This window comes from Vreelandella songnenensis (assembly GCF_003002925.1).
GTDB classification, from domain to species: domain Bacteria; phylum Pseudomonadota; class Gammaproteobacteria; order Pseudomonadales; family Halomonadaceae; genus Vreelandella; species Vreelandella songnenensis.
In genome coordinates this window covers 76,354-88,554 of record NZ_PVTK01000006.1, presented here as the reverse complement: position 1 = coordinate 88,554, position 12,201 = coordinate 76,354, and the positions used below count along the sequence as shown (strand labels likewise).

11 protein-coding genes are annotated in these 12,201 nt (G+C 60.8%); 5 read left to right on the top strand and 6 right to left on the bottom strand.

What is annotated here, in order from left to right; translation table 11 throughout:
- Window positions 1-21 precede the first annotated feature (21 nt).
- From B0H98_RS11180 to B0H98_RS11160, 5 genes are all read right to left on the bottom strand, one after another.
- Entirely contained in the window at window positions 22-225 is a 204-nt protein-coding gene (locus B0H98_RS11180; protein ID WP_106375143.1) for a twin-arginine translocation signal domain-containing protein, read from the bottom strand.
- A 70-nt stretch (window positions 226-295) separates the two neighbouring features.
- Window positions 296-910 carry a TorD/DmsD family molecular chaperone gene (locus tag B0H98_RS11175; protein WP_106375142.1) on the bottom strand — a complete coding sequence of 205 codons (615 nt, stop codon included), beginning with the start codon at window positions 908-910 and terminating at the stop codon, window positions 296-298.
- A 5-nt stretch (window positions 911-915) separates the two neighbouring features.
- Window positions 916-2,649, bottom strand: coding sequence for a 4Fe-4S binding protein (locus tag B0H98_RS11170; RefSeq protein ID WP_106375141.1), 1,734 nt, complete (start codon window positions 2,647-2,649; stop codon window positions 916-918).
- A 290-nt stretch (window positions 2,650-2,939) separates the two neighbouring features.
- Window positions 2,940-3,530, bottom strand: a complete 591-nt coding sequence (locus tag B0H98_RS11165) for a DUF3306 domain-containing protein (RefSeq protein ID WP_244183105.1) — start codon at window positions 3,528-3,530, stop codon at window positions 2,940-2,942.
- A complete protein-coding gene (locus tag B0H98_RS11160) occupies window positions 3,527-3,967 on the bottom strand; it encodes a DUF3305 domain-containing protein (protein ID WP_106375140.1) in 441 nt (146 codons plus the stop codon). Before B0H98_RS11160 ends, B0H98_RS11165 begins: the two co-directional genes overlap by 4 nt.
- 128 nt (window positions 3,968-4,095) lie before the next feature.
- On the opposite strand from B0H98_RS11160, the gene B0H98_RS11155 reads away from it, so the two are divergent.
- Genes B0H98_RS11155 through B0H98_RS11135 form a run of 5 tightly spaced genes read left to right on the top strand, consistent with a single transcriptional unit; the run spans window position 4,096 to window position 8,822 of the window.
- Window positions 4,096-4,953, top strand: coding sequence for a formate dehydrogenase accessory sulfurtransferase FdhD (locus B0H98_RS11155; protein WP_106375139.1), 858 nt, complete (start codon window positions 4,096-4,098; stop codon window positions 4,951-4,953).
- Window positions 4,950-5,555 (top strand): molybdenum cofactor guanylyltransferase MobA, encoded by a 606-nt coding sequence (gene mobA / locus B0H98_RS11150; RefSeq protein ID WP_106375138.1) that lies wholly within the window; start codon window positions 4,950-4,952, stop codon window positions 5,553-5,555. Before B0H98_RS11155 ends, mobA begins: the two co-directional genes overlap by 4 nt.
- Window positions 5,552-6,799, top strand: a complete 1,248-nt coding sequence (gene moeA, locus B0H98_RS11145; RefSeq protein ID WP_106375137.1) for a molybdopterin molybdotransferase MoeA — start codon at window positions 5,552-5,554, stop codon at window positions 6,797-6,799. The genes mobA and moeA overlap by 4 nt, the downstream gene beginning before the upstream one ends.
- Entirely contained in the window at window positions 6,796-7,788 is a 993-nt protein-coding gene (gene moaA, locus B0H98_RS11140; protein WP_106375136.1) for a GTP 3',8-cyclase MoaA, read from the top strand. Before moeA ends, moaA begins: the two co-directional genes overlap by 4 nt.
- 2 nt (window positions 7,789-7,790) lie before the next feature.
- Entirely contained in the window at window positions 7,791-8,822 is a 1,032-nt protein-coding gene (locus B0H98_RS11135; protein ID WP_106375135.1) for a CobW family GTP-binding protein, read from the top strand.
- On the opposite strand, the gene B0H98_RS11130 is transcribed toward B0H98_RS11135, so the two are convergent.
- Entirely contained in the window at window positions 8,823-11,927 is a 3,105-nt protein-coding gene (locus B0H98_RS11130) for a bifunctional diguanylate cyclase/phosphodiesterase (protein ID WP_106375134.1), read from the bottom strand. It lies immediately after the preceding gene.
- Between the last annotated feature and the right edge of the window lie 274 nt (window positions 11,928-12,201).

The following is a 12,201-nucleotide window of genomic DNA, read 5'->3' as shown; positions in this document are numbered from 1 at the left end:
TATTCTCCTGGCGTTTAGCCGTCAGTCACGCAGCGAGGCGTAGTAAGCCCGAATATGGTCGGTTTCGTGGTAGTTCTTGGTCTGTGGAGCAGGCTCTGCCGACTTGGGCGTATCCGCCTGGGTTAGCGTGGCGTGGCCAATCGCCGCCCCCGCGCCTGCGACAGCGGCGCCAAGACCCACTGTTTTCATGAACCGACGGCGCTCGGGATTGTGAGACGTTTGCATGGGGGAATCCTCTTTCCTGCTTGTGTTATTCGGCCCAATGGCCCTGTTCCTGGCTTGCTGCCATCGCCCCTCAGGGCGTCATGATACGCACGGGACGGTAGGCGGCCTGCGCCTCCACACTCGCCCGCTCACTCTCTATAAACGCACTGCCCAACTGGCCGGTGGCGGCGTAAAAGGCGCTTTCAAGCTTGCCCATATCCGCAAAGCAGCGGCCTGCCCAGGGGGCGATATGCTGCTGAAAGAAATTGATCTGCTCATCGCGCTGGGCGGTGACCAGCATGGCCATGACTTCACACACGGCGGCCAGATGATCTTCAGGTTCGTGAACCGCGTCACGTCGCTCGAAGCCCAGCAGGCGCAGATCCCGGCGCAGCGCTACCAGCGCGCTATCCATCAGCTCGCCGTTCAGATAAAAGGAGGCGTAGGGCACGATATCGCCCTGAATGACGCCGACCAGATGGTTGAAATGCGCCCGGGAAAGCGCCTCTGGCGTACTGATGCGCGCTGCCTGAATCAGCGCCGCCCAGCATTCGGCAAGTCGGCTTCCGTCGGCGTCGCTTTCGAGTGCTGACAGCCACTCGAGCAGCTCGGCATCCGGGGGTTGGCGAATCAGGCTGGCCAGCAGCTGGTAGATATCCGCGCGGATGGCATCCGTTTCGCTTAGCGAGCCCTTTGCATCATTCATAGCCATTACACCTTGAGTTGCGCATTGGGGTCACGGGCCATGGTCAGCCAGACATCCTTCACCCGGCAGTCCTCGCACATTTCCAGACGCGCCAGCGCCTCACCGGCAAAGTAGGGGTGATTGGCGAGCTTCTGCTTCATCATGGCTACGGTGCTGACGGTGGCAAACGGCTTCGCGCAGCGGATGCACTCAAACGGCGCTTCTTCATGACAGACATGACGCTCAAAACGCTCGGGCGCGGCCAGAAAACCAGGCACCAGCGTGATGGCATCTTCCGGGCAGGCCTGCTCGCAAAGACCGCACTGCACGCAGTCTGCTTCACGAAAGCTGAGCGACGGCGAGTCGCTGCCGGCCGCCAGGGCAGGCGTCGGACAACTGCTGACGCAGGCAAGGCACAGCGTGCAGGCGTCGCTATCCACGTCAAGGCCACCGTAGGCGGCACGCTCGGTCACGGTGTGACGCTGGCCGCTGGGCTGGCCCAGGGCGGCCAGGCGCTCGAGCACGCGATTAAGCCGGGTACGCTTGTCCGGCTCGTTCAAGGCAAGTGAAGTATCGGTCAGCGGCATCAGACGCGGCAGGGCATCCCGGGCCGCCTGCTCACCGGGGGCTATCAGTTGAACGCGCTCGGGGGCGTGGCCCAGTGCTTCCAGCAAGCGCTGCGCCTGGACCAATTGATCGTTCAGAAACGCGCTTAGCCGAGGCGGCGCCGCTTCATGCAGTTGAATTCTTACTTCAGCCGCGCCGCTTGCCAGCGCCGTCAGCCACTGGTCGTGGCCCGCGGCGCCCAGCTCCTCCAGAGGCGCATCCAGCACGTGACCTGCCGTTATCACCCCCGCACGCTTTTCAGCGTCCAGGGTGTCATGGGTCACGAAGCGCATTACCGGCTGCGTACCGCCCGCATCGCGGTAGGCGGCGAGCCAGGTAGCCAGCGTATCCTGCTGACGGCGGGTTTCCGGCAAGCGGAATTCGATGGCGCCAGTCGGGCAGGCGCTGGTACAGCTGCCTACGCCCTGGCACAGGAACGGGTCAATCTCGATTCTGGATTCGATACGCCCCTGATGGCTGGTAATCGCATCGGCAGGACACACGTCCAGGCAGCGCGTACAGCCAATATTGCCACTCGAGGAGTGGGCGCAGAGGTCGCTATTTACCTGAAAGTAGCGCGGCTTGTCGAACTCGCCAACCAGCTCGACGGCGCTTTCCAGCACGCTCTCAAGCGGCTCACCGGCCGCTGATGGCTGCGCGCTCCACTTCAGATAGCCCGGCGGCGGCAATTCCCAGCGGCAAACGTTGCAGGCAGCCCCTTCCCCCGTCATGTCCAGCACCACATCGAACACATCGCGGGAAACCAGCGCACGGGCCAGATTAAGGCTCTCGCCTTCAACGCCTTGAAGATTGACCGCGAAGTTACCCAGGTGCCCATCGATAGTGAGCTGCTGGCACTGTTCAGGGGCCAAGGCATAGTGCGCGGCGGGCTCATTGCCACCGGCCAGGGGCGAAAGCGACGCCTCGGCATCGGTGGAAATCAGGGTGATAGAAGCCAGCCCGCGCCCTTGAAGAGCCCGCGCAGCATCGTGAATAGCGCGCGCGCTACCCAGCAGCAGGAGATGCCCGCGGCTGTGGTAGGTCACGTTTGCCGGCGTCAGATTGGCAGGCCACGAGATACGCTGGCGCACAGCTTCTCGGGCGGCGGCATTACGCTGGTCGTCGACGGACGCCAGGGATATTTTTTGATTCATGCATTCTCACGGTCAAGAGGTCATGCTAGTTATCATCTAGTGCGCTATTTTTTAGTTTTCGGCTTCCATGCCTTTTTCTTTAACGTAGGGCGATAATACGCCCCGTGCCACTTCCCGTATGTCCGATTAGCCAACGCTTTGGCACTTATTAGCGCCTATTGCGTCGTGTCGACATCAGGTTCAGGGCTATTTTTCAGGGCTCTTCGGCCCCTGCTTTTTTAAATGCTGTGCTGCTCCGTTCGCCAGTCAAAGGAGGAGTACAGCGTTGTGGCCCACTCGGCGAGCGCTTTTCAGTCAGCTCTGTCGGTGCCACTGTGACCGACGGGATTATGCCCAACAGTACTAAGTTTATCAGCACTTTCTCTGGAATCGGCCCTTTCTATAGCGTTCGTTGGCTGAGTGCAAGTATTTGCGTCATCGCCAGCCCCCTCACTGGGCGCCTCTGACGGTTCGCGTGTTGCGTCATGCTCAGACGAATCCAGCGCCTCTTCTGCCTTGTGCGTCCAGCGACGCAGCTTGTCCGCAAGCCCCTCGGCCATGGGCTTGAGCTGCTGGCGATAATCCGCGTCATAGTCGTCCAGGCCATCTCTGACATTATAGTTGCCGGTCGCCCACAGCCGCTTCAGCGCCCGACGGCGCAGCGCCGCACTGACCCCTGACACCATGAAGATGCTGAAGTCGCTTCCGGCCGGCAGAAGATCAGGGTCGGGCAGGCTGTCATCCAGGCTGCCCGGTGCCGGTACGTCAGGCTCAACGGCTCCTTCGTCCTGAACCGGGGTTTCGACGCTTCGCGCCGAGGCTTCATCAACTTCCGGCACTGGGGCGGGCTCGCTACTCTCCCCCCCACGCTTGAGCTGCGACCAGCGCTCCCACCGACTCACTGGGGCGGCTCCTGGCTGGGCGTAGGCTGGGCGCGCCCGGCGCCTTTGCGCTTTTTCTTGCGGCCCTGCACCGGCGCTTCGCCATGGCGCGCCAGATAGTTCTCTATCCATACCTGAATGGCCACCGGCATGGGGGTTTCAAACACCTGCTGCTCGCCGTCAAGCCAGCCTGCCGCCACGTCCTGACTTGCGGAGATCGCATCGGGCTTGGGTGTCTGACCGGTAAAACCGGCGCGCACGAACAGCCGCGGCGAGGTAGACCCCAGATTGAAGCGGTAGGCGGCGCGCTCGGTCATGGTAAGCTGAAGGCCCAGCACGTGATCTCCCTGCTCGCCCGGCGTCAGTTGAGCAATCCGCCACTGAGTCAGCGTAAAGCCTTTCATCTGCTTTGGCTCAGCGGCCAGCGTCACGCTGAGCGTGCGTAAATTATCATGCATGGAGTGAACACCTTGAACGGGTAGACAAGTAAGCCTCTTGGACGCCATCATCGTCAACATAGCGTGTTTTACTCTACCATTGCTTATTCATCCACCGGCGCTTGACCAGTGACCAGCGAGGATTGCGGATGACCGCCCTTCAGTTAAGCCGTGCCCGCTTACCGGCCACTACCACCATTGACATCATGGACGCCTATGGCGACCTGCGCCAGCAAGCCATCGCCGCCGAACGCGCCCTGACGGTCTATCTCAACAAGCGTGAAATCGTCACGCTCATGACCCTGGGCGACGACCCGGAAGCGTTGGTGGTCGGCTACTTGCGCAACCAGGGCCTGCTCCACTCGGCCGACGATCTGATCGCCGTGCAGGTGGATTGGGAGGTCGAGGCCGCTGTGGTGGCAACCCGGCGCCTGCCCGACGACCTTGAAGCCCGCCTGGGCCACCGGACCGTCACCACCGGCTGTGGCCAGGGCACCGTGTTTGGCAACCTGCTTGAGCAGACGGCATTGGCTGCCCTGCCCGCCACAACGCTTGCTCAATCTGACCTCTATCAACTGCTGACCAATCTGAACGCGTATAATGATACCTATAAAAGCGCGGGGGCTGTACACGGCTGCGCGCTGTGCCATCAGACCGAGGTGCTCGATTTTGTGGAAGACGTAGGCCGCCATAACGCCGTGGATACCCTGGCCGGGCGCCAGTGGCTGGCCCAGGCGGCAAGCGGTAATGCGGATATTTTCTATACCACCGGGCGCCTGACATCTGAAATGGTGCTGAAAGTGGCGCAGATGGGCATCAGCGTGCTGGTATCGCGCTCCGGCGTGACCCAGAAAGGCGTCGAGCTTGCCGAGCGTTTCGGGGTCATGCTGATCGCCCGGGCCAAGGGCAAGCAGTTCCAGGCCATCAACGCCGGCACCCGCTTGACGCTCGATAGCCCTCCACCCCGGCCGCCAGCGGCCAGAACTTCCAGGGAGGCAGGTGTATGATTCCCGCTCAGTCAATTACCGGCCTGGTGCTCGCCGGCGGCGAAGGCCGCCGCATGGGCGGGCGCGACAAGGGCCTTGAACCCTTTGCCGGGCTGCCGCTGGTGGCCCACGTCATGCAGCGCTTCGAAGGCGAGGTAAGCGAGCTTCTGATCAATGCCAACCGCAATCTGGATGGTTACGCCCTGCTGGGTGCGCGCGTGATCAGCGATGCCGAAGAGGGTTTCAAAGGCCCGTTAATGGGTATCTATAGCGGCCTGCGTGCGGCCAGCACGCCCTGGCTACTGGTCGCCCCCTGCGACTCCCCTGCCCTGCCCCGGGATTTGGTGGCGCGCATGGTGGCAGGCATTGGCGAGCATGACATTGGCGTTGCCCATGACGGCGAACGCCTTCACCCGGTGGTGGCCCTGCTGCGCACGACGCTTGCCGACGACCTGGCCCGCGCCCTGGCCGAAGGCGAGCGCAAGATCGACCGCTGGTACGCGCGCCACGCCTGGTGCCAGATCGATATGTCCGACTGCCCCGAGGCCTTTGCCAATCTGAACACCGAAGAAGAGAAGCACCGCCTTGAGCAGACGCTTACGGCCGCCAAGGAGACGCCATGACGCTTTCCTGTTTTGAGCTGGGCGAAACCATGCTCAGCGTCAGTGAAGCCATGACGGCCCTGATGACGCTGGTGACACGCACCACGGGTAGTGAAAGCGTGCCGCTGGGAAAAGCCTACGGCCGGCGCTTGGCCGCGGACGTCACCGCGCCGATCAACGTGCCCCAGCAGACCAATGCGGCCATGGACGGTGTAGCGCTGGCCTGGCCGGATACGCGGGATACCCGCTGGCCGGTGGCAGGTGAAGCTTTCGCTGGCCAGGCGTTTTCCGGGCCGGTTCCCGCCGGGCAGTGCGTACGTATCACCACCGGCGCCCCGCTGCCGGAAGGCACCGACACCGTGATCATGCGCGAGCAGCTCGACGAGCAGCCTGACCATGTCACGATCAACGCACCGGATCGGATAAAGCGCGGCCAGCATATTCGCCAGGCGGGGGAAGATATTCGCGCGGGCAGCGTGGCCCTTGCCGCCGGCACCCGGCTGGACGCTGCGGCCATGGGCCTGATCGCATCATTGGGCTACGCCGAGGTAAACGTTACCGCCCGCCCCAGGGTCGCGATCTTCTCCACCGGTAACGAAGTGACCGCCCCGGGAGTAGCGCTGCCGCCCAGCGCCATTTACGACACCAACCGGTTCACCCTGACAGGCCTTTTGATCGAACAGGGCGCCGAGGTGGTCGATATCGGTATTCTGCCGGACGACCCCAACGCCATTCAGCAGGCGCTTGAAGACGCCGCGCAAAAAAGCGACCTGGTGATTACCAGCGGCGGCGTCTCCGTCGGTCAGGCCGACTTCACCCGCCAGGCGCTACAGGCGATGGGGCAGCTCGCCTTCTGGCGCGTGGCGCTGCGCCCCGGCCGGCCCATGGCCTGCGGCCTGATTGGCGAGCAGCAGACACCCTTTGTTGGCCTGCCCGGCAATCCGGTGGCCGTCATGGTAACCTTCAGCCAATTTGTCGTGCCGCTTTTACGCGCCCTGGAAGGTCAGACGCCTTCACTGCCCAGCCGCCTGACGGCGATTGCCGACACCGCGCTCAAGAGCCGCCTGGCACGCACCGACTTTCTGCGCGGCGTGTACCACTGTGACGCGCAGGGCGTGCTGCATGTACGCGACACCGGCGCCCAGGGCTCCGGCATTCTAACCTCGATGGTGGCTGCCAACTGCCTGATTGAGCTCGGCGACGACCAGCCAGGCGCTCAACCCGGCGAGGCGGTCTGCATCCAACCACTAGCGAGATGGCCATGACCGAACAGCTAATTGATGATTTTGGCCGACGCGTAAGCTACGTGCGTATCTCGGTGACCGACCGCTGTGACTTTCGCTGTGTGTACTGCATGAGCGAGGAGATGACGTTTCTGCCCCGCGCGCAGGTGCTCACTCTGGAAGAGATCGGCCAGATTGCTCGCGCCTTTACGGAGATGGGTGTCGAGAAAATTCGCCTCACCGGGGGCGAGCCGCTGGTTCGCGGCGGTATCGAGCAGCTGGTCGACGAGATTGGCGCCCTGCCGGGGTTGAACGACTTCACCATGACCACCAACGGGGCGAGCCTGCGCAAGCACGCAAGGCGGCTTTACGAAGGCGGCTTGCGCCGGCTCAACATCAGCCTGGATTCGCTCGACCCGGCACGCTTCAAGCAGCTTACCCGCACCGGCGACCTGGCCAAGGTGATCGATGGTATCCACGCCGCCAAGGAAGCAGGCTTCCAGCGCATCAAGCTCAACGCGGTGATCCTGAAAGGCCGCAACGACGATGAAGTGCTGGACCTGGTCGACTTTGCGCGCCACGAAGGGCTGGATATCAGCTTTATCGAAGAGATGCCGCTTGGCGATGTGTCGGACCATTCGCGCGCCGAGACCTTCTACTCAAGCGATGACGTGCAGGCACTGATCGAGCAGCGCTACCCCTTGATACCGACCACGGAAACTACCCCCGGCCCGTCGCGCTATTTCAAGATGGCCGACAGCGATAGCCGGGTAGGTTTCATATCGCCCCATAGCCATAATTTCTGCGATACCTGCAACCGCGTGCGGGTGACCGTCGAGGGCCGCCTGCTGCTCTGCCTGGGTAACGAGCACTCGGTTGACCTGCGTGCCGTGCTGCGCCGCTACCCAGGCGACATGCAGCGGCTCAAGCAGGCCATCGTCGACGCTCTGCCGATCAAGCCGGAGCGCCATCACTTCACCACCGACGGCGACGTGCAGGTCGTGCGCTTCATGAACATGACGGGGGGCTAGGGGTGACGGCGGCAGCAAAAGTGCCGGTGCATATCATCACCGGGTTTCTGGGTAGTGGCAAGACGACGCTTATTCACAGCCTGATCGAGCAGAAGCCTGTGGATGAAAAGTGGGCTGTACTGGTCAACGAGTTCGGCCAGATCGGGATTGATCAGGCCATGTTCGAAAGCCGCGACGACGTGGTAATCAAGGACTTGCCCGGCGGCTGCCTGTGCTGCCAGCTGGCTTTCGTGCTTCAGGCCGCACTGGTCAATCTGCTCGCGCGCAGCAAGCCGGATCGCGTGATCATCGAGCCTTCAGGCCTTGGCCACCCGGCCGGGCTTCTGGATCTGCTGCGCGGCGAGGCATTTGCCGAGGTGGTGGAAGTACGCGACATTATTGCCACGCTGGACCCACGGCGTCTGGACGACGAGCGCGCCCGTACCCACGACACCTTTCAGGACCAGCTGGCCATTGCCGATGCCGTGGCGTTGACCATGCTCGACCACTCGACACCAGCACAGCGCCAGGCCGCCCAACAGTTTGCCGAGACGCTGTGGCCGCCACGCAAATGGATCGAGCCGGTTGCCAATGGTGAACTGCCGCTCGAGCGCCTGACGGGCAGCGGCCACAGCCACGCGCGGGAGCTTGCCATGCCCTCTGAGCACCGCGCGTTAAGTGCCCCGCCCAGCCTTGAAGGCAGTTTTTTCGACTTCCCACCGGCCAAAGGGGCGGTACAGCAGGAAACCGGCGCCGCACTTGGCTACACGAGCTTCGGCCTGCGCTGGCACCCAGACGAGCGCTTTGACCTGGACCGGTTGGCCCACTACCTGGGCGAACTGCCCAGCAGTGCGCGCCTCAAGGGGGTCTTTCATACCTCCAGCGGCTGGCAGCGAATCAACCGCGCCGATGGGGCGCTTGATATCGAAAGCAGCGCCTGGCGCCAGGACTCGCGCCTGGAAGTCATTATTCCCGATACCCTGGCCACCAGCGTGCCGGATGCATCTGCACTGGCCGCTCAGTTGAAGCAAAAGACGCTGCTACCTGGCGATTAGTCAGGCGTCAGGCGCCCGAAACGGCGCTTCGAATACCTCAAGGGGCACCGGGCGCCCGAACAGATATCCCTGATAGGCGTGGCAGCCGTGCTCCAGAAGCCACGCCTGCTGCGCCTGGGTTTCCACCCCTTCGGCGATGACGTCCAGGCTCAGGCTTTCCGCCAGCACGATGGTACTCTCGACGATCGCCGCGTTGGCGCTGCTGCCCAGCACCTGTTGCACAAAGGACTGGTCGATCTTGAGCTGGTCCAACGGCAGCTGCGCCAGGTAGGCAAGTGATGAGTAGCCGGTCCCGAAGTCGTCCAGCGAAAACCGTACGCCCAGCGCCTTCAGGCTCAGCATCTTGTCGCGTGCGTTATCACGTGCCTCGACGAACAGCGACTCGGTCACTTCAAGCTTCAGGCGTTCAAGCGGTGCCTGGGTACGCGCGAACACTGCTTCCACGCGGGCCAGAAAGTCCGCATCGTGAAACTGCAGCGGGCTGATGTTGACCGATAGGGTCAGGTGGCAAAACGCCGGCTGCTGTGCCCAGCGGGCCAGCTGATAGCAGGCGTTTTCCAGCACCCATTCGCCTACCTCACTGATCAGCCCGGTACTTTCCAGCAAGGGGATGAACTCCCCAGGCGACACCAGCCCACGCTCAGGGTGCTGCCAGCGTAGCAGCGCTTCAGCCCCCGTGACCTGGCCGCTGATATCCACCTGGGGTTGGTAATAAAGCTGCCACTGTTCAAGCGCCAGGGCCCGGCGCAGATCACGCTCCAGATGAATCGAGGTCAGCAGGGCCGCCTGCATGGCCGGATCAAAAAAGCACAGCGTGTCCCGCCCTTTCGCCTTGGCCTCGAAAAGCGCCATATCGGCCTGCTGCAGGTATTCATCCTGCTCCACTCGGTTATCGTTCAACAGGGTAATACCCACGCTTGCGCTGATGCTGATCGAGTGATTGATCAGCGCGCTGGTACGCCGGATCACCGCCATCAACTTGTGGGCAATCCGCTCGGCCAGCTGCGCGGCCTTGACCGGGTCAGTGTTGAGCGACGGCACCAGCACGGCAAACTCGTCGCCTCCCAGCCGCGCCAGGGTGTCGCTTTCACGCAGCTGCTGGCCCAGCTGGCTGGCCACCCCTTTGAGCAGCCGGTCCCCGATCGGGTGGCCATAGACATCGTTGATCTGCTTGAAGTGGTCGATATCGATAAACAGAAGCGCCCCGTAGCTGCGATGACGGATAACATCCTTCAACGCCATTTCCAGGCGGTCCATGAACAGGCGGCGGTTGGCAACTCCCGTTACCGAATCGTAGAACGCCAGTTGATGGATCTCCTGCTCGGCCGCCTTGCGCTCGCTGATATCGATCACGGTCGCCACGTAGTGGGTCAACTGGTTATCGTCATTGGTAATCGAACTGATCGCTACCCACTCGGGAAACACGTCGCCATTCTTGCGCTGGTTCCAGACTTCGCCTTCCCAGCGCCCATGCTTTTTAACGCTGCGCCAGAGCTGGCGGTAGAACCCGGGGCCGTGATGCCCCGAGCTGAACATGTGAGGGTCGCGGCCAACTACCTCGGCTTCGGTGTAGCCGGTAATCTGGGTAAACATCGGGTTAGCCTTGAGTATCTTCCCCCGGGCATCGGCGATAATGATACCCAAGTGGGCCTGAAACGCGGCCGCGGCGATACTCAACTCCAGCTCGCTACGCTTGGCCTCGGTAATATCGCGCGCCACCAGCAGCGTGCCTGAAAAGCTGCCATCGCTATTGACCAGCGGGCTTGCTACCGTCTGAAAGACAAGCTCCCCGCTTTTGACCACTAGCGAGTATTCAAGGGTTACCGCCTGGCGATACCACCTGACCTTTTCGAAAACGGCGTCAAAGCGCTTGGTCAGATCGGAGGGAAGCATGTCAGCATAGTGCTTGCCCAGCAGGTTCTCTTCGCTTTCAAGCATCAACCCCTGCTCAAGCGCATGCACGTAGGTCAGCCGATTGTGGGTATCGAAGACAAGAATCATGTCCTGAATGGAGTGGATCAGCGCCTTTAGGTAGGACTCTCTTTCCTGCGCCTTGGCTTGTGCTTGTTCACGCTCTTCAAGCCGCTGCTGAAGCAAAAGTTCGAGTTTCAACCGGTTCACGTAGTGGCGTACGCTCCAAAAGCCCAGCAGGACAATGATCAGCAGGATCCCCAGCAGAATGGCCGAGTGCTGGCGCCACTCTGCCAGCACTATCTCCATATCCATTCCCACCACGACCCACAGCGGATAGTTCTCGACGCGCTGGATCCAGAAAAGCCGGTCATGGTGATCCAGAGAAGAGGCCTGCACACCCGTCCACGTGCCCTGGCCCTTATCCAGAAGTCCCTCGGTGACAGGTCCAACCAGCTGAGCGCCAATTCGCGTACGTTCACCTAACTGAGGATTGCGAGCAACCAGTTTGTGCATCGGGTCAACAAGGGCGATGCTTTCGCCATTTTGAATCTGCATCTGACTTAGGGTATCGACAAAAATCTGGGGGTTGACCCGCGCCAGCGCTACACCAATGAAATTATCTTCAGCGTCAGTCAAACGTAGGCCATGGTGAAAAAAATAGCCTTGCTCCGTTGCCGACCAGGCAAGCGGAGCAACTACCTCTACCTGTTGATTGCGGCGAAGAGCATCAAAATAATCCGTACTACTTAAATCATTACCGCGGTAGCGATTATTGTCGCTGCTGGCCAGTACGATACCTTCATCATTCAGCAAGCCGATTGCCTGAATTGACGGCGCATAGCGGTGGCGGTCGTTCAGGGTAGCAGTCATATTGGCTGCTGCATTTTCATCAGGCATACCTTCTATGTCGATAAGTTCCGCTATGTTTGAAAGCGCCTGATTACTTTGGGAAAAAACGCTTTTTACCCACTCGCTGATTACACTGGCACGTGCTGCGCTATGCGCCTCAGCAGCGCCTATTTCCTGTGCGTGCTGCTCATGGAGAAACCAGCCGAACAGGCTACACAGCAGTAAGGATGCAAGGATATAGAGGGCATAGGCATTACGGCGCTGGCGGCGAAAGGAGGAATACGCGAGTTTTTCACGCTCAATATTCTCATCATACTTAACCATTACATTGACAATAGGCATAGCGCGCTAACCTTGACCAAAGAGTAAAAAGAACGCAGCAGATAAAATGCCGTTCTGAAGCACAATGAAAAAGCGGCGCTGTTAGGCGAACGCCCAAGAAAACGGCAAACTTTACATTATTTAAAAAACGTATTTGCTATGCATAGTATTGATATTTTATTCTTAATTATCAAAATCTTACCTAATAAAAAGCAACACTTTCATTTTATAGTCAACACTTATTACTTTTCAAAATTCGCCTTACCATACGCTCTTTTAAACCAGCAATAATTCT

What these genes read in the sequence shown, in the direction of transcription:
- B0H98_RS11180 (WP_106375143.1), bottom strand. Translation starts at nt 225, where the DNA reads ATGCAAACGTCTCACAATCCCGAGCGCCGTCGGTTCATGAAAACAGTG.
- B0H98_RS11175 (WP_106375142.1), bottom strand. Translation starts at nt 910, where the DNA reads ATGAATGATGCAAAGGGCTCGCTAAGCGAAACGGATGCCATCCGCGCG.
- B0H98_RS11170 (WP_106375141.1), bottom strand. Translation starts at nt 2,649, where the DNA reads ATGAATCAAAAAATATCCCTGGCGTCCGTCGACGACCAGCGTAATGCC.
- B0H98_RS11160 (WP_106375140.1), bottom strand. Translation starts at nt 3,967, where the DNA reads ATGCATGATAATTTACGCACGCTCAGCGTGACGCTGGCCGCTGAGCCA.
- B0H98_RS11155 (WP_106375139.1), top strand. Translation starts at nt 4,096, where the DNA reads ATGACCGCCCTTCAGTTAAGCCGTGCCCGCTTACCGGCCACTACCACC.
- mobA (WP_106375138.1), top strand. Translation starts at nt 4,950, where the DNA reads ATGATTCCCGCTCAGTCAATTACCGGCCTGGTGCTCGCCGGCGGCGAA.
- moeA (WP_106375137.1), top strand. Translation starts at nt 5,552, where the DNA reads ATGACGCTTTCCTGTTTTGAGCTGGGCGAAACCATGCTCAGCGTCAGT.
- moaA (WP_106375136.1), top strand. Translation starts at nt 6,796, where the DNA reads ATGACCGAACAGCTAATTGATGATTTTGGCCGACGCGTAAGCTACGTG.
- B0H98_RS11130 (WP_106375134.1), bottom strand. Translation starts at nt 11,927, where the DNA reads ATGCCTATTGTCAATGTAATGGTTAAGTATGATGAGAATATTGAGCGT.